At 64.0% G+C, this 17,200-nt stretch carries 8 protein-coding genes and 1 tRNA gene; 2 read left to right on the top strand and 7 right to left on the bottom strand.

Annotation, left to right across the window (positions count from 1 at the left end; translation table 11 throughout):
* Nucleotides 1-14: 14 nt before the first annotated feature.
* The 4 genes from GRAN_RS00190 to GRAN_RS00205 form a co-directional block, all read right to left on the bottom strand.
* Nucleotides 15-5,168 (bottom strand): cellulose synthase subunit BcsC-related outer membrane protein, encoded by a 5,154-nt coding sequence (locus GRAN_RS00190; protein WP_128911030.1) that lies wholly within the window; start codon nucleotides 5,166-5,168, stop codon nucleotides 15-17.
* Nucleotides 5,169-5,305: 137 nt separating this feature from the next.
* Nucleotides 5,306-6,496: a cellulose synthase complex periplasmic endoglucanase BcsZ gene (gene bcsZ, locus GRAN_RS00195; RefSeq protein ID WP_128911031.1), complete on the bottom strand. Its 1,191-nt coding sequence runs from the start codon at nucleotides 6,494-6,496 to the stop codon at nucleotides 5,306-5,308.
* A gap of 57 nt (nucleotides 6,497-6,553) precedes the next feature.
* Nucleotides 6,554-11,086: a UDP-forming cellulose synthase catalytic subunit gene (gene bcsA, locus GRAN_RS00200; protein ID WP_128911032.1), complete on the bottom strand. Its 4,533-nt coding sequence runs from the start codon at nucleotides 11,084-11,086 to the stop codon at nucleotides 6,554-6,556.
* Nucleotides 11,083-12,834 carry a cellulose synthase operon protein YhjQ/BcsQ gene (locus GRAN_RS00205; protein ID WP_128911033.1) on the bottom strand — a complete coding sequence of 584 codons (1,752 nt, stop codon included), beginning with the start codon at nucleotides 12,832-12,834 and terminating at the stop codon, nucleotides 11,083-11,085. Before GRAN_RS00205 ends, bcsA begins: the two co-directional genes overlap by 4 nt.
* A 348-nt stretch (nucleotides 12,835-13,182) precedes the next feature.
* Between GRAN_RS00205 and GRAN_RS00210 the strand changes: the two genes are divergently transcribed.
* Nucleotides 13,183-13,258, top strand: a tRNA-Lys gene (locus tag GRAN_RS00210).
* A gap of 75 nt (nucleotides 13,259-13,333) precedes the next feature.
* Here the strand turns inward: GRAN_RS00210 and GRAN_RS00215 are convergent.
* Nucleotides 13,334-14,446: an ATP-grasp domain-containing protein gene (locus GRAN_RS00215; RefSeq protein WP_241654240.1), complete on the bottom strand. Its 1,113-nt coding sequence runs from the start codon at nucleotides 14,444-14,446 to the stop codon at nucleotides 13,334-13,336.
* Between the two features lie 3 nt (nucleotides 14,447-14,449).
* On the opposite strand from GRAN_RS00215, the gene GRAN_RS25990 reads away from it, so the two are divergent.
* Entirely contained in the window at nucleotides 14,450-14,587 is a 138-nt protein-coding gene (locus tag GRAN_RS25990; RefSeq protein ID WP_241654241.1) for a hypothetical protein, read from the top strand.
* A 113-nt stretch (nucleotides 14,588-14,700) separates the two neighbouring features.
* Here the strand turns inward: GRAN_RS25990 and rfaD are convergent, their stop codons facing one another.
* On the bottom strand, nucleotides 14,701-15,681 hold the full coding sequence (rfaD, locus tag GRAN_RS00220; protein WP_128911035.1) for an ADP-glyceromanno-heptose 6-epimerase: 981 nt from the start codon (nucleotides 15,679-15,681) through the stop codon (nucleotides 14,701-14,703).
* Entirely contained in the window at nucleotides 15,678-17,165 is a 1,488-nt protein-coding gene (gene hldE, locus GRAN_RS00225) for a bifunctional D-glycero-beta-D-manno-heptose-7-phosphate kinase/D-glycero-beta-D-manno-heptose 1-phosphate adenylyltransferase HldE (RefSeq protein ID WP_128911036.1), read from the bottom strand. Before hldE ends, rfaD begins: the two co-directional genes overlap by 4 nt.
* Nucleotides 17,166-17,200 lie beyond the last annotated feature (35 nt).

The raw sequence follows: 17,200 nt of genomic DNA on the forward strand, positions 1-17,200 counted from the left end.
GCAGGCTGCCAGGGCTACGGGACGCGGAGGGGGCGGAAGCCATCGAGTGGGAACAGGCCGGTGGGATAGTCTTCGCTGGAGTACTGGGGGCGGAAGAGGTAGCGAATGAAGAAGCCGCCGTTGATGGTGTTGTAGTTGTTGGTGTTGTTGCCGGAGATGAAACCTCCGACGTACCAGTGCTCCGCGACGCGGTAGGAGCCCTGGGCGTTGATGGCGTAGTTGGCTCCGGTGTTGCTGTTGACGGGGTAATAGCCACAGGTGCGGGCGGTGATGCCGGCAAGGGTGCAGCCGGAGAGCGCGCCGGTCTGGAGAGCGGGGTCGAGGGCGTAGTAGGGAGCGGAGTCTTCCTGGAAGGTCTGGACGCCGATGCCGCCGGAGACGACATAGTGGAAGTCGGTCTTGTAGTGGCCGGTGAAGGTGACGGGGATCGAGGCGAGGAAGTAGGCGTTCGGGCTGAAGTACCCGCCGGAGCCATAGGTGAGACCGCGCTCGTTATGGGCGAAGTGCGAGCCATAGAAGGAGCCGCCGATGTTGAGCGAGCCGTACTCGGGGAAGACCTTGACGCGGAAGTAGGCGCCGGCTGTCCCGTTGAAGGTGGTGTTATCGAGGACGTGGTAGCCGTTGAGGGTTCCACCGCCGCCGGAAAGATAGAAGCCCGATTTCTCGTCGCCCATGTCGAAGCGGACAGTCCCGGAGGTAGAGACGACGCCGCCCCAGATGTTGCCGGCGTAGACGGGGGAGGCCGAGCCGGGGTCGCGGAGACCGGCGTAGGAGAGTTGGGTCTCTTTGACGGAGTCGCGGTCGAAGAGGAAGGTGAAGTGGCCGCCATTGGGGCGATAGCGAGCGCGTCCGGTGATGTTGCGGACGAGGAACTCGTAGGGGGTGTAGCCGAGGGCAGCGCCAAAGTTGGTGGTGACGATCTGGCCTTCGCCGCCGATGCCGTTCGAGGACTGCTGGGCGGGGGCGGTGAGCGCGTTGGCGGGGAGCGTCCCGATGATGGGGACGGTTCCCGTGAGCCCCTGGAAGGAGGCTACGTCGAGGGTGCCGGAGTTGAGGAAGACGGGACGCGGGATGACGGTGACGCGAACGTTGTGGGCGATGACGGCGGAGGCTTCGACGGGGGCTTCGAGATCGGTGAGTCGGTCGATACCTGGGGTGCCACTGCGGTAGCGGGCGTAGCCGGTGCCGCCGAGCCAGCCGCTGTAAGAGGCTTCGAGTGTGGCGAGATCGCGCTCGGTCTGCTCGCGTTCGGTGAGTGGGCGGTTCGGCTCGCGCGGAACCTGATCATAGGAGCCGCGCAGGGGCGGAACGTTGCGGGCGACGAGGTCAGCGTCCGAGGGGATGTAGTTAGGCTGGCCGAGGGATGGGACCGGCTGAAGATCGAGAGGCTGAGGAACGGGCGGGTAGCTCACCGGAGGCAGAGACACCGGCGGGGGTGTTGCCGCCTGTTGGGCTGGAGCCGGTGCGGCGGGCCGGGACTTAGGCTTCGCCTTTACCGTGCGGCGGGGCTGGGGGTACTGCTGGCCTGCGTCGTTGGGGTCGAAGGTCTGATCGGGCGGTGCGGGAACGTTCGCGGCCGGGGGAGCTGCCGGGCGGCTTACCTGGTCGGCCTGGGCCTGGGCAGCATTGTAGGGCTGGGTGAACTGCGCGTTCTTTGTGGGCGCGTTGAACTCGTCTTCGGGTGGATTGCTCTGGCCGGTGGGGTTCGACTGGGCGCGACGGATGGCAGCGGCGCGGGCGGCGGCGAGTTCAGGACGTGTGGATGGGCCGTTGGTGTGCGCATTCGGCATGTACTTCGCCGTGGGGGTCACGTCGGTGACTTCAGGCTGCGGGAGCGGCACGCTGGCTCGACGTTCGCCGAGATCGACCGGTACGGCGGTTGCGTGCCCGGTCGGGGCGACGTACGGGACATATGCCCCGTAGACGGTCTCGGACGGGGAGGACGTGATGGGAAGCGGCTGACTGGCGGCGCGTTCGGTGGCGCGGCTGATCTGCTCCTGCTGGTAGGTGCGAGGAGTCGATTGCTGAACCGTGGGTGTGGCTTCGGGTGCGGTGTAGATGGAGGCGTTCGTGCGAGGCGGCGTGGACGGGAGGACGAAGTCGTCGAGCGTCGTGGGGCGAGTGTTTGAAGACTGAGGAACGTAGTCCTTCAGACGTGTTGGGCTCTTAGGGTTCGTTGGGGGCTGGTTTGGGTTATACGAAGGAATGCTGGGCTGGGTTACGGGATAGCTGTAGGTGTTCGAGTTGAGCTGGACGGGCGCGGAGCCGTAGGCCCCTGTGTAACTCGGCAGGTAGGAGCTCTGCGGGGGTGGCGCGGGAGCGGCGGCGGCGTTGTCGGCCGAGCCGGGAGCGAGGAGCGTGGCGAGGTCCTGCGAGCGGCTCTGGTTGGGGAGGCGGATGTCGCTGGATGGGACGGGACGGCTCAGCTCATCGGCAAGCTCGGCACCGGGGTCGGGCGGGGGCATGGCGGCGAGTGAGGCACGATAGTAGTCGGCAGCGCGCGTATTGTCGCCGCGCGCCTGCTCGAACTTGGCTCCGAGGGCGAGCATCTGGGAGTCGCGCGGGTAGGCGTCGAGGCCGTAGCGGAGCCAGGTCTCGGCATCCTTGGTGTCACCTGCGGCGAGGGCTGCGCCGACCGCGGCCTTGTAGTCGGACGCGGTGGTCTGGGTCATGTCCTGCGCCTTGAAGATGGCGACGGCCAGCTTGGGCTGTCCGGCGCGAGCGTAGCCACTGGCGAGAGCTTTGATAACTCCAGGATTGTCGGGGAAGGCGCGGGCGGTGGCGTTGAGGATGGCGAGCGAGCGGCGGCTGTCTCCGGCGGCGGCGGCCTGGTTGGCGCGGCGGACGGCCCAGCTTGTCCACTGCGTCTGGACGGTGCGGCGCTGCTCCTCGGTGAGGTCGGCGCGGCTGCCGATGTTCATCAACTGGCGGTAGAGCCCGGCGTCGTTGCCGCTGTTGTAGAGAAGCCAGCCGTTCTGGATGTCGATGTCGGCGGGGGGCTGGCTGTGGCGCGCGGAGTAGATGCGCTGAACGCGGGCGAGAAAGACGCCGGCCTGCTTGTTCTGGCCGAGCGCGCCGTAGACGCCACCGATGGTCTGGAGGTACTCGGGATCGTTCTCGAGTTGCGCACGGACCGGCGCGGGGATCTGCTGGACTTCGGCGAGGGCTTCCTTGTCGTGACCGTTGGCGTGGAGGCTGGAAAGCAGGCCCTTCCAGGCGTCGAGGCGATCAGGATTCTCGGTGAGGACGCGCTGGTAGATCGGGTAGGCGAGGAGCGGCTGGTTCTTCTGGAGGTAGATTCCGGCGAGCTGAAGCTGGACGGGGATTGAGATCTTCTGGCCGGACGTGCTCTGCTGCGCCATCGCCTTTTCGAGAAGATCCTGGGCGATGTCGAGCTTGCCCTGACCCTGGTAGATGGCGGCAACGGTGGTCTCGAAGCCGGGGTCGCGCATGGCGACGGCGTAGACGGCCGGGGGCATGCTCTCAAGGGTCTGAAGAGCCTGCGGGTCATGGGCCATGGCGTGCTCGACGCGGACGAGGCCCTGCCAGGCGGCGGTGTTGTCGTTGTCGGCTGCGAGAACCTGGCGGTAGAGGCCGGCGGACTGATCGAGGTGGTTGGCCTGCTGGAGGAGGCTGGCGTACTGGAGCTGGGTCTCGGACTTCAGGCCCTGGCCGCCGGAGGGAAAGGGCAGGTCGAGGGCGACGGAAAGGACGCGCTGGGCGCCGGCGTCGCGGCCGCTGGCGGAGTAGACCGAGGCGAGGGTGCGGAGGTAGTCGGGGTCGCGCATGAGCTGCGCGCGAACGGCCGGGGGAAGCTGGCTCTCGGTGATGAGCGCGCCCTGGGTGTTGCCTTCGGCGGACTGAGCGAGGAAGAGACCGCTCCACGCCGCGGGGGCGGTGTTCTTGACCTTGATGTAGTGCTCGAAGACAGGGAGGGCCGCTTCCGGTTCCTGGGCCTTGAGGAGGGTTCCGCCAAGACCTTCAAGAGCTTCGGGGCTTTCGGGGCGCATGACGAGGGCGGCCTGATATTGCTTCTGGGCGTTCGCGAGATCGTTCTCGTTGAGAGCCGTGGATCCTTCCGCCATGGTCGACCAGAAGCGAGCGGTGGCCAGGGCGGTCTCGACGCCGGGGTCGCTGGCGCCCTCTTCCTTCGCTTGCACGAGATAGCTGATGGCTCCGCCGAAGTTGCCCTGCTGCATGCGGATATAACCCATGCCAGCGAGGGACGGACCGTTGTTCGGCTGCCTGGTGAGGATGGCGCGGAAGCGCTTTTCAGCTTCGGGAAGATGGTGAGCGTTGAGGGCGCGGTACGCAGCCTGCTCTTCGGCAGAGCGGGCGCGCGCCTCGGGGCTCTGCGGAGGGCCACGCCTCGAAGGCGGAGGCTGGTTCTTCAGAGCCTGGGTAAGCTGGGTGTCCTCGGGGTGCTGCTGGAGATAGGCCCGAATGTCGGCGGCAGAGGCGGGGTTCTGCGAATCCCAAACGAGCGACTGGCGGAGGGCATCGGCGGCTTGCGGATCCTTGGAGTAGCGTTCGAGATAGCGGCGGCCCTCGGCCCGGGTCTTTGGATCGTAGGTGAGGATGCGGCCAAGAGCGATCTGGTAGCGGGCGTCGGACGGGTACTTATCGACCAAAGAACGCAGACCGGCAACGGCGTGGGGGCGTCCGTCTTCGGTGGCGGACTCGGTCTCGTAGTAGGCCATGGCCCAGTCGCCTGCAGGTGGAGTGCCGCCGAAGACCTGGCGGTAGATGCCCATGGCCTGGGAGTACTGGCCGCTCTGGGCGAGCTTGCCGGCCTGACGGAGTTGCGCGGTCTGGCTCTGCTCAGTGCCCATGCCGGCGATACGGGCGATGCCTGGGTCGTTGGGGTTGATGGCGCGGAGGCGATCGAGGTAGAGATTAGCGCGGGCGTTGTCACCGCTCAGTTTGGAGGCGCGGGCAAGGCCGGAGAGGGCGTCGACGTTGTTTGGATCGGCAAGGAGCACCTGCTGCCAGGTCTGCGAGGCCATGTCCATGCGGCCACGAGCTTCGAGGGCGTGGGCTTTTTCAAGGAGGGATTGAGTGGCGCTTGGGGGAACCTGAGCGAAGAGCTTGACCGACGGGCACGCGAAGGTGATCGCGCCCATGAAGAGAGCGGGAGCCCAGATCCGGTTTTTGTACAGACTCTTCATGAGCTTGGCACGCCTGCGCGTACGGAGGCGACACTGCTGGCAATTACGTTGAGACTAACCGCTTTGAAATCATGCGGAATGTTTTTGTCGGGGATGTGCCTGCCTGCTCAACAGTGCCTTGGGAGTAACAGGTCTGGCTATTTCGAACGTAACCTGAGGTGTCCGTCACGGTCGAAACGGAAGCGCTGCTCACTCCATCCGGTGGCGAAGAGGGCGAGGTTCTGATCGTAGTATGCGGCGTCGCGTCCGTAGAGGCCGGTGACTCCGTCCTTCATGGCGATGAGGCGGTCCTGCTGGGACTTTTCCTGGGGCTTGAGATTGAGAGCCTGGAGATAGGGGATGACCGCGGCGGAGAATCCCACGGGGGCGTCAGAATTGAGGATCTTGCCGGAGGCGTCTACTTGAAGGGGTGGCGTGACGGCGGTTTTCAGGTAGTTCGACATGCCGGAGGTGTCGGCAAGGAGTTCCTTGAGAGCGGGGGTGGCGGGGTCAGCCATGCCAAGCCAGAGATACCCGCGGATGGCCTCGTAGGCGCCGATGGGGGTGAGACCTTCGGTCTTACCGGTGGCTAGCTGGGTTGGGGAAAGTGACGGATGGACGGTGGGGCCGGCTGCGACCCAGTCCATGACGTATCCCGAGCCGGAGCCCTGGGCGAGTAGGACACGGAGGGAGTCGATGACGCTGAGCCATGGGCCCTGCGGCATGGTCTTCGAGAAGTAGATGAGGACGGGCAGGGGAAGATAGCTTGGGTTGACGATCCAGGTTTTGTCGTCGGGATGAAAGCCATGCGGACCTGGGATGAGGGTCTTGCCGAGGCCGGGAATCGAGACGACCTCCTGTTGGGCGATGCGGGTGGCCATGAGGGAGCCGAGCTTCTCGTAACGGGGCTCGTGCCAGAGGCGGCCGGCCTCAGCGAGCGAGTAGGCCATCCAGAGGTCGGCGTCGGCGGCTGGGTTCTGGTCGATGACCTTCCAGCTTCCGTCGGCGTTCTTGCCCCAGTTCCAGGCTGGGAGGCGGAGGGTGAGATCACCCTCGGCGAGGTTCGCCTCGGTCCAGGCGAGGAGCTTGGCGAAGCGGGCCTTGTCGTTGGCGACGAGCGCGAAGAACATCGCGTAGGCCTGGCCCTCGCTCGTGGTGCGGTCCTGGGCGGTGTGATCGATGACGCGGCCCTGGTCGTCGACGAAGTGCTGGCTGTACTGCTCCCACAGGGGCCAGTTCTGCTGGGCGCGGCATCCGGCCGGCAGGAAGAGCAGGAAGCAAAAGATCGCCGAGATACAGATGTGCTTTCGGCGTGGGGAGGACGTGGCGTCAGTGCTGCTCGATGGCATAGTTTCCCGAGGAATGCGCCTGCAGGGGGAATCGTCCGGAAAGGACGCTGCAGGCGGTTAGTCGTTGCTCTGGAGACGAACGCGGGCGCGGCGGCGCAGCATGGCGCGAATGAGTGCCGCCATCAGGACACAGACGATGATGGCGGTGACGATGACGATCCAGGGGAACTCCGAGAACCAGAGGTTCAACTGAATCCACCAGGAGAGGGTGCCGACGCGGTAGTTATCCGTGCCGATGCGGTAGGACGAGAAGGTCGAACCATGGAGGACGCTGACCGACTGCGAGATGTCGGAGGACTGGGAGGCTTTGAAGAAGCTGTCGATGAAGTTGGGGATGACGGCGTGATCGCGGAGGGCGAGGAGGACGACAGAGCGCTTGCTTCCGCTGGGCCACTCGATTCCCTCCATGAGCGCGTCGGGGAGACCACCAGCGGTTTCGAGCTGACCGGTGTCGACGTGGTCGGAGCTGCGGACGCGCCACCAGGCGTGTTCGAGGGAGGCGAAAAAGCCCTGCGTGTCCTTGATGTGGAGGCCGTTGCCGTCGATGGCTACGGGAAGCGCATCGCCGAGCTTGCGGAGGGCGGCTTGCTGATCGTCGGCGGTGCCGAGGACGATGTAGTCCTTGGCACGATCGGTGCGTAGGCCATCGGCCCCAACGACCGTGACACCCAGAACGGGGTAGCCGGTCTGCGCGCCGAAGTGTCCCATGAGGGTGAGGAACGTCTCGATCTCATCGGTAGTGGGGACGTCAGGCAGGACGACGGCGGTCTCGGTGAGGTCAGCGAGGCGGGTGAAGGGATAGCCTGCGTTGGCGAAGAGCTCGAGGTTGGGCATGGGAGCCCAGTGGGGGACGTTCTGGAGATCGAGGTAGCTGTCTTTCAGGATGGCGCCCTGGATATTGAGCGGCGCGGAGTCCTGGCACTTCCCTTTCTTCGCGATCTCGAAGAAGAACTTCATCATGATGGAGTTCGAGAAGGGACGGATGCTGCCGACGGGGATCGGGATAACGGTCTCAAGGTTAGCCGAGGCCTTGTCAGAGTGCGGCATCGGCGTCGAGCTGACGTAGGCCGAATTCATGAAGACCTGGAGAGAACTCTCGTTCGCCAGCGGGATCCCGTTGTAGCGGTAGTGCATGTGGAAGCCGATGTTCTGGAGGGTGCCGTAGTAGAGATCCGGCGGGAGATGCATGTAGGCCACGACGGGAACGGAGCCATCGCCCTGGAGATCGCCGACCTGGGAGTTGTCGCCGATGTGGGTGATCCTGTCTGTGGAGAGCCAGCGCGGGGCATCGTCCGGTTCGCGCGGCTTGGGCATGCGGATGCTGCGCAGAGTGGCCTGGTCACCTTCGAGAAGATTGCGCTGAAGCGTGAGGACCTGGGCGGCGGTGACGAGGTCGTCGCCGCTTTCGCCGGCCAAGATAAGGACCTTCGCGTAGGGGTTTGAGGGATTGGTGCGGATGGCGACGGTGGGCCCGGCGGCAGCGGTCAGGTTGAGCGAGGCAGGAAGCTGAGCCGTGTTGTCGGCGATGACGATGGCATTGCCGGAGGGGATGGTGCCGATGGAGACGGGGAAATGTACGGGGCGGTAGTCGGTGAGGAGACCGAACCAAGAGGAGACGATCGCGGCTGCGCGGAGAGCCTTGGCCGATGGCTGCGTCGGGAAAACGATGGGAATGACGGGGTGAAGATTGACGGCAGGATCGTAGAACGGAAGTGGAAGTAGCTTGAGATCGTTCTGCAGAGGCAGAAGCGTTCCAGCGAGTTCGATGCTGGAGGTTGAATCCACGTGTGCCCAGAGGGCCGAGTGGGTGGGATCCTCGCACTGCGTGATGTAGTGGCCTATGAATTCGAAGGTAAGCTCGTTGTTCTGAACGATGAGTTCGGGAGGCAGACTGATGGTGGCTTCGAGGAGTGCACTGGTCTCGCCGCGGGTGACGTTGAGGCCCTGCTCGGCGGCAAGCTTCTGGGATGTGGTGAGGTCGGCTCCGAGGTCTCCGGTGGGGTGAACGGTTACGGGAAGCGTGGCGAAAAGGGTTCCATTGAGCGAGACGTTGAGGTGGCTGACGGCGGGTAGAAGTCCGGGGGAGAAGTGGTACCGGAGCTTCATGGTGGCGGTCTTGACGATCTGGGTCTGGGGGATGCTGAAGTAGGTGGAGTGATACGCGTCGACGCCGCGAAGGACGATGGTTTCGGGAACGCCGACGTCGGCGAGGGTGAAGGTGTTGCTGAAGTGACCGGGCGGGATTGGCGTGCCGTTCGCTGCGAGAACCGGGTTGGCGCGGGTGCCGACTGCAGGTTGTGCCGCGGCGGCCTTGGCGGTGTCTGCCTGCGCTGCGCGGGCGGGGGTCACGAGGCTGCCGAAGAGCATGGCGAAGAGGATGACCGGGGCGATGCTGGTGGCGAAGCGGCCCTTGGGCGGTGGGGTGCGGCGGTTGCGGATGAGACCGCGAATGGTCTGAGAGAGGCCCTGGTAGGCGAGTTGCAGGATCCGTCCCATGCTGCGAACGGGACGATCGGCTTCGCGGGCTTCGCCCCAGCCAATCCAGGTGTCGGCGCGGGAGTAGAGGACCATGGTGAGAGCTTCTTCTTCCTGAAGCGTGAGCGGGTCGAACTGGGCACGGAGAATATCGCCGCCGACATAAACCACGCTGGCTGGCAGGCTTGCGTCGCCATCAAGCACGGGGAAGATGAGGCGGACGGAGTCACCCGCGACGATCTTGAGGGAGTCGTCCATGTTGATCTGTACGCCGCCGCTCGAGAGATCGGATGTGACGCCGGCGAAGATCGTTCCGTCGGCGAGGACGACGTCGGTGGGAACGGACATGGCGACGCGCACCGTCTGGCGGCGCTGCTGGCTCTCCCAGGCAACGGCGGTCGCGACACCGAGGATGGTCATGTTGAAGAACGTCCAGAGGAGATTCATGACGATCGTGCCGGGATGGTCGCCGTCGTAGAGGCCGCGTATGAGGGGGATGTTGATGAGGTAGAAGCGCGGGATCGCCATGAGGCAGCCGAGCAGGTCGAAGGCGAGCATGACGAGGAACGGCTGGGCGATGCGGGTATCGAAGAAGGCGCGGTTGACAACGCCGCCCTTGGCGGTGACGTTGAAGCTGCCGAGCTTGGGGTTGATGAGGGCGAGCATGGTCGGAATGAAGATGTACGGCGCGAGGACGGTCTCGTAGATCTCGTTCCAGAAGGAGTGACGGTGTTGGCCCTGAATGCGGGAGTTCGTGATGGACGAGAGGACGAGGTGCGGGAAGGCGTAGGCGAGGATGGCGGCCCAGTAGCCGGGGACGTTCGTGTGTCCGAGGACGAGATAGATGAGCGGGGCGGTGAGGAAGATGAGACGCGGGAGCGCGTAGAGAAAGTGCGACATCGCGTTGAAGTAGCAGAGGCGCTGAAAGATGTTGAGGCCGCGGGCGAAGAGCGGGTTGTCGATGCGGATGATCTGGATCATGCCGCGCGCCCAGCGAATGCGCTGGCGGACGTGGCCGCTGAGACGCTCGGTCGCGAGGCCGGCAGCCTGCGGGATGTTGATGTAGGCGGTGTTCCAGCCGTTCATCTGCAGGCGGAGCGAGGTATGTGCATCTTCGGTGACGGTTTCGACGGCGACTCCGCCAACCTCGTCGAGCGCTGAGCGTCGGAGGACCGCGCAGGAGCCGCAGAAGAAGGTGGCGTTCCAGAAGTCGTTGCCATCCTGGACGACGCCGTAGAAGAGCTCGCCCTCGTTGGGGATGGTGCGGAACTGGTTGAGATTGCGCTCGAAGGGATCTGGCGAATAGAAGTGGTGCGGCGTCTGGAGCATGCCGAGCTTGCTGTCGCGAAGGAACCAGCCGACAGTGACCTGGAGGAAGCTTCGGGTGGGAACGTGGTCAGAGTCGAAGATAGCGACGAAAGGTGCGTCGAGGCGGTCGAGAGCCCGGTTGATGTTGCCGGCCTTCGCATGCTTGTTGTCGTCGCGGGTCATGTAGCCGATGCCGGCGTCTTCAGCGAAGCGGCGGAACTCCTCCCGCTTGCCGTCGTCGAGGATGTAGACGTTGAGCTTGTCGGCGGGCCAGTCAATGTTCATGGCCGCAAGGGCGGTGAAGCGGACGACGGATAGGGGTTCGTTGTAAGTCGGGATGAGGAGGTCGACGGCGGGCCAGTCGTCGGGATCCTCGGGCAGCGGGACGGGTGTGCGGCGCAAAGGCCAGAGTGTCTGCAGATAGCCGAGGAAGAGGATGATGAATGCGTAGGTTTCGGCGCCGACGAGGAGCCAGATAAAGAAAGCGTCGAGCCAGGTCCACTGCGAGCCAGGATCGAGAAAGAACTTGATGGTCGTCGAGTAACGCCAGAAGCCGTAGCGGAAGGTCGAGTACATCGACAGGAGCATCAGGGTGAGGGTAACGAGGTACGAGCCGGAACTCCGGTCGAGCCAGACGACGATAGCGACCGTGATGGCACCGAGCAGAAACTGCTGGGGCCAACTCAGGTCGAGAATTCCGGTGAAGAGAAGAAAGAAGGTTCCGCCGGCCAGGATGAAGAAGCGTAGTAACCGCAGCGGGAGGCCTTCTCCCGATTCAAACTCCCTCCAAAGGGGGGATCGCGTCATCGTTCACTCCAACGTACGTTGCGGAGGCCCGTAGGTGCGGGCACGGACACCTTGCGGAGCCAGGTGGCCACGTTCATATAGTCTTCGGCGATGGGGGCATCCGGCGCGTAATCCACGACGGTCATGCCTTCGGCGAGGGCTTCGCTGACGGCGGGAGAGCGCCGGATGACGAACGGAAGAAGACGATCGCCGAGCTGGCGTCCGAGGACCTCGCGCACGTCGAGGTGCAAAGGCAGCGAAGCGTCGAACTGGGTAAGGAGATAGAAGGGCTGGACGGGGCGGCCATCAGAGTCGGTGACGCTCTGGAAGAGCCTTTCCACGCCCTGGAGGCTGATGACGGAGTTCATGTCGGGTGCGACGGGAATGAGGATCGTGGGATTCAGTCGGGCGAGACGGCGGATGATCCAGATAGACGAGCCGGTGAGGTCGAAGAGAACGCGGTTGGTGCCGCGGCTGCTCTGGGCCACCTCGTCCATGAACTTCTCCTGGCCGGCGGGGTCGGAGCCGGAGCCATCGACGTCGTAGCTGACGAGGGAGATGGGTGCGTCCACGCTGCCGCTGGGTGGGGTAAAGGTGCGGACGACCCCGGGGCGGAGTTCGTTCGCGCCGAAGTAAAACGGAAGCAGGCCGTGGGAGGTGGTGTCGGTGAGGATGACGCGCTCGCCGAGAGCGGATAGAGCGCGACCGAGGGTCGCGACGAGGCTGGTCTTGCCGACTCCCCCGGCGAGAGAGAAGACCGTCAGCATCGGCGGCCTGGTGTCCTTCTGGCTTTGGCGCACGGGAGCGACATCGGCGACGTGCTCGGCTCCGGAGTGGTCGAAGACACCTTTGAGTGCGAACCAGCGGGCAGCGACACGCTCCCGTGAGTGCTGGAGCGTGTCCGAAACAGCGGAGCGCGCGATCGCGTTTGGCTGAGAGACGGCCTGGGACGGCGATCCGTAGAGCCAGGCCGGTCCCTGGGGGTTGTCGGACGGAAGGCGGAGGGTGGGCGATGAGGAATCGGAACGAGCCTCCGCCGAAGGCGAGGACAGGAAGGATATTGGCGAGGGCGGAGTCCGGAAGGGACGGTAGGCCGGTGCTTCCTCGGAGCGGTAGCTCTGCGGGCGGCGACGCGTCTCTTCGGAACCGTCACTTTCGCGCAGGGGGCGAAGACGCGAGTCCGGAGATAGCCGAGACAGGTCGGATTCGTTCTCTACCCGCTGCAGATACGGGTCGGAGATCTGACCGGGAACGGCGGGAATAGGCTGTGGGCCGGCGAGTTCCCGGAGGCGGTATTCGGAATCCTGATAGCGTGCCGCCTGGCGCTGCGCCGACGCGCTGGCTTCGGCGATCTCGCGTTCTTCGCGACGGGCGACGGCCTCGGCCGCGGCGGCAGCCTCCGCGCGACGGGCGGCTTCCATGCGTTCCGCGCCGGCTCGCCGAACGGCCTCGTCGGCGGCGCGGAGAGCCTGCTCGCGGGAGACGGGACTGCGGAGACCGGTTTGAGCGTTGGCCGCCTGTTCGGCTTCGAAGGCGGCCCTCTCCGCGGCGGCGGCGGCGGCCTCCGCCTCGGCCTGGGCTTTCAATTCCTGTTCGCGGACGTGCTCCGCGGCACGATGGCGCAACTGGGCGCGGTACTCCCGGCGCGAGGCGGAGAAATCCCGATATTTGGCTCCGTGCAGATTGGCCCAGGAATAAAGAATTGCCACATCTTCCGGAGTTTCCGGTACGGATTTCTCTTCGAACAGCTCTTTCGCCTTCGCGTCCATTGGAAAGTCACTCCTCTTGATAGGGGCCGGGCTCCCTTCGAGGTGGGAACATACCCAAAGTGCACCTTTATCTATGCAGTAACCCGAGGCTACGTCGCCGCCAGAGCTCCGTCAACCGTGCAACGATGCGACTTTCGTGTCATTCGACCGCGATGAGCAGGACCCATTTGTAACCGAGTTCGTGGGAAATGGATACGGGAAGGTAGCTAAAGTAACCAAAGTTGCATACCCAAATGCGGGATCGTCCGGTACCGGTGCACACGCAATGGACGAAACCTGCCCGAGGAAAGACGCGATCGGGAGGATGGCCGGATTGGCCGCCCTCCTGTGCTAACCTAAGCGTGGTTCGAGAGCGTAGCTCAGTTGGTAGAGCATCGCCCTTTTAAGGCGTTGGTCCTGGGTTCGAGCCCCAGCGCTCTCACCATGTCCGCCCTTCCCCCTCTTCTCTCCACCTCATCTTCAGGCCATAAGAACCGCTTCTCCGGATGCAGCCGCACGTCTATGCGGTAGGCTTTTCCGGGACTGGCTCGATCGCGAGAAATTGGTCGACGAAGCGGTTGGTGTAGTCGTTGACCAGAGCTTCGACGCGCTCGGCGGAGTCAGAGCGCAGGATCAGGCCGGCGTGATGGTGCTTGTGGAGCCGCAGAACGATCTCCTCGTCGGTGAAGCTGCTGGTATCGGGATCCTGCTGGCGGGCGAGACAGATGACACTCCCGGCGAAGGCTCTGCCGAGGAGAGGCAGAACATACTCGGTTTCCTTCGCCAGGGAGGCTTCGATTCTCGCCCATTCGACCCACGGGTTGATCCCTTTGGCGAACTCGACGACATCCGCGATGTACGCCCCGCCGACGCGGGCGGCAGTCTCGAGAAAATAGAAGCGGCCGTCGGCGTGAGACCTGATGAACTCGGTGTGGGTGACACCCGACACCATGCCGAGAGCGGCGAGAACGTCGCGATGGACGGCGAGGATTGCGTCGTAGTCCGGTGAAGACGGCGAGAGAGCACGTGTGCTGAAGATGCCTCCCTGGTGCATCGTCTGCATGGGAGGCGCACCGTATTTGAATGGCGTCGCGGCGAGGAGCTCGCCCTTCCAGGTGACCCCCTCGACGTGATAGACCTCTCCGGGCAGGAAGGTCTCAAGGACGTAGTGAGACTGCAGGTCGCCTAACTCCTCGAGGGCGGGCCAGAGCTGGCTGGGATCTTCGATCTTCTTAATTCCGATCGCGGAGGCGCTCGTGCGCGGCTTGAGCAGCCAGGGGCCAGGGTTCGCCATCATGAACTCATAGCAGGCGTGGTGGAAGAAAACTCCCGTAAACGCGGGGACGGGGACTCCGGACTCACGGGCGCGGGTACGCATGGCGAGCTTGTCACGGAAGAACCGGGTGGCGGACTCGCCCATTCCCGGAAGCCGCATGTGCTCGCGGATAAGGGCGGCGGCTTCAAGGTCGAACTCATCGAGCGCGACGACTCGATCGATTCGGTGTTGGCGCACGATGCCCATGACGGTGGCGAGTATTTCAAGGGGTGCGCGGCCTTCGGGCATGGTGAAGAGTTCGGTCAGCGAAGAGCGCGGCCAATCAGCGTCTCGCAGCTTATCGACGGTGAGGAGCATGACGTGGCAACCTTGACGCGCGGCTTCGATGAGGAACGGCTGGCCTTTTTCGTAGGTGCTGATGCAGAGGATGGATGGTTTGCGTTCGGTGTCGCTCAGGGGATCCTCCTGGGTCTAGGCTTACGGGCTCAGGTTGCGTAACGTACTAGGATTCAACGGCAGTGGCTTCGTTGGATTAGACGCAGGAGAAGATTACCGCAGGGGCCCGCGCTCTTCTTCTGACGAGGCTTGCCTTCAGCACGATCGTTTGTGCTTCAAGCGAGAGGCTCTTCTTTGAAGGTGGCTCGGATGCCATCTTCGAGTGAAGTGAAGGCGGAGTGGTAGCCCGCCGCCCGAAGGCTGGCAATGTCGGCTTCGGTGTAATGCTGATAGCGATTTTTGAGGTCGCCGGGAAAAGGGATGTACTCGATCTTCCCTTCTCCTTGAATGCTCATGAGAGCTGCAGCAACATCTTTGAAAGTGCGGGCATGACCGGTGCCTGCGTTGACAACGGCCTGGACGGATCTCTTCGGGCTATCGGGAAGCATTCCGGCGAAGTGTAGGTTCATGCGGCAGAGATCCTTCACGAAGACAAAATCACGGCGCTGCTCGCCATCGGCGTAACCTCCGGAGCCCTCGAACATGCGGATCGTTCCGGTATCCCGGAGTTGCTTCGAGAAGTGGTGGATGACGGACGACATGCGGCCTTTATGCTGCTCACGGGGACCGTAGACGCTGAAGTAACGCAGGCCGACGACGGTGCTGTCGATATCGTCCATGCGGTGACGGAGATAGTTGTCGAAGACGAGTTTGGAGTACCCGTAAACGTTCAGTGGGCGCTCATTCTCGGGGAACTCTTTGAAGACGGTACTCCGGCCGTAGGTCGCGGCGGTCGAGGCATAGATGAAAGGGATCTCGTGCTCGACCGCGAAGTGCATCAGGGCCTTCGAGTAGTCGAAGTTGTTGTGCATCATGTAGCGGCCATCGTCTTCCAGGGTATTGGAGCATGCGCCCTGGTGAAAGATGGCAGCGATCTCCGTCTCGTCGAAGTCACCTTCCGTGACGGCTTCGAGGAAGTCGAGCTTGTCCATGTAGTCGTCGTACTGCGCGCCCTGGAGGTTGAGGAATTTGGGCCCGGAGAGATGCGGCGCGGGAGCGAGGTTGTCGACAACGAGGATGTTGCGTTTGCCGATGGCGTTGAGCTCGTGGATGAGGTTGCTTCCGATGAAGCCTGCCCCTCCGGTGACGATGATCATCGAACCAATTCCTCCGCATGCGCCACGGTGAGCTTACGCACAATGTTCGTGGTCGAAAAGCCCTCGACGGTGGGGACTATCTGGACGCGTCCTCCGTGGGCGAGAACGTCCTCGTGGCCGACGACGCTTTCGACGGTATAGTCGCCTCCCTTGACGAGAACATCAGGTCGCAGAACGCGGATGAGTTCGAGGGGCGTGTCTTCGGCGAAGAGGACGACGGCGTCAACGGAGGCAAGCGCGGCCATCACACGAGCGCGTTCCTTCTCCCCGACGATCGGGCGGGTGGGTCCTTTGAGGCGGCATACCGAGGAGTCGGCGTTGAGGCCGAGGACAAGCTTCGAGCCGAAGCGATGGCAGTCTTCAAGGAGCGTGATGTGGCCGACGTGAAGAAGGTCAAAGCAGCCGTTGGTGAAGACGATGGTTTCGCCCGCGGCGCGCCACTCAGCGATGCGATTGGTGAGCCGTTCGAGATCGAGGATCTTCGCGCCCGAGCTGACCCCGGAGCTTGGGGTGAGCTGCGCGACGAGTTCGTAGGAGGCGATGGGAACGGTGCCGACCTTGCCGACGACGATGCCTGCGGCGAGGTTGGCGAGTTCGACGGCGGCGTTGACCGTTAGGCCCGCTGCGAGCGAAGCGGCGAGCGTGGCAATGACCGTGTCACCTGCCCCGGAGACGTCGAAGACCTCCCGGGCGCGGGCTGGCGAATGAAAGGAGCCTTCGGCGTTGAGGACAGTGATTCCTTTGTCACTCATCGTGACGGTGAGGAAGTCAAAGTCATGCTCGGCGAGCAAGCGGGGGGCCGACGCGAGGATCTCGGCGGTGGCATGAGCGGGCATGCCGGTGGCGGCGGCCAGCTCGTGCAGGTTAGGGCAGACGGTGGTGGCGCCGGTGTACTTGCTGAAGTCGGGCGTCTTCGGATCGGCGAGGACAGGAATGCCAGAGGCCCGGGCGGCGCGGATGACGGCTTCGCAGAGCGGTTGGGTGAGCGCGCCCTTGGCGTAGTCGGAGAGAACGACGGCGTGGACCTTGGCGACGAGTTCGACGGCGCGCTGCTGGAGACGGTCGATATCGAGTTGCGGGTGAGGATCGCGGCTCTCGATATCCAAGCGGAGCAGCTGCTGGTTACGGCCGACAATACGTGTCTTGCAGATAGTCGGGAGCGGCGTGGAGACGACGCCGAGGGTGTCGACCTGAGCGGCTTCGAGGATCTGGGCGAGTTCGACCTGATCAGCATCCGATCCCCAGAAGCCCGCGAGATAGGCCTGGCAGCCGAGGCCGGCAAGGTTCATGGCGACGTTGGCAGCTCCTCCGGCGCGGGCATATCGCCGGGCATGGCGGAGGATGGGGACGGGGGCTTCGGGAGAGACGCGGTCGACCTCGCCGAAGATATAGCGATCGAGCATCAGATCGCCTACGACGAGGATCTTCAGATTGCTAAACCCGCCTTCGAGAAGGTTCAGGATGGCGTGGTGTTCAGGCAACATGCTGGCGTGGGCTCCTGCCGGTGATCCGGGTAACT

This window comes from Granulicella sibirica, assembly GCF_004115155.1.
GTDB classification, from domain to species: Bacteria; Acidobacteriota; Terriglobia; order Terriglobales; family Acidobacteriaceae; genus Edaphobacter; species Edaphobacter sibiricus.

Coding starts and splice junctions, on each gene's coding strand:
- GRAN_RS00190 (WP_128911030.1), bottom strand. CDS start 5,168: ATGAAGAGTCTGTACAAAAACCGGATCTGGGCTCCCGCTCTCTTCATG.
- bcsZ (WP_128911031.1), bottom strand. CDS start 6,496: ATGCCATCGAGCAGCACTGACGCCACGTCCTCCCCACGCCGAAAGCAC.
- bcsA (WP_128911032.1), bottom strand. CDS start 11,086: ATGACGCGATCCCCCCTTTGGAGGGAGTTTGAATCGGGAGAAGGCCTC.
- GRAN_RS00205 (WP_128911033.1), bottom strand. CDS start 12,834: ATGGACGCGAAGGCGAAAGAGCTGTTCGAAGAGAAATCCGTACCGGAA.
- GRAN_RS00215 (WP_241654240.1), bottom strand. CDS start 14,446: ATGCTCCTCACCGTCGATAAGCTGCGAGACGCTGATTGGCCGCGCTCT.
- rfaD (WP_128911035.1), bottom strand. CDS start 15,681: ATGATCATCGTCACCGGAGGGGCAGGCTTCATCGGAAGCAACCTCATC.
- hldE (WP_128911036.1), bottom strand. CDS start 17,165: ATGTTGCCTGAACACCACGCCATCCTGAACCTTCTCGAAGGCGGGTTT.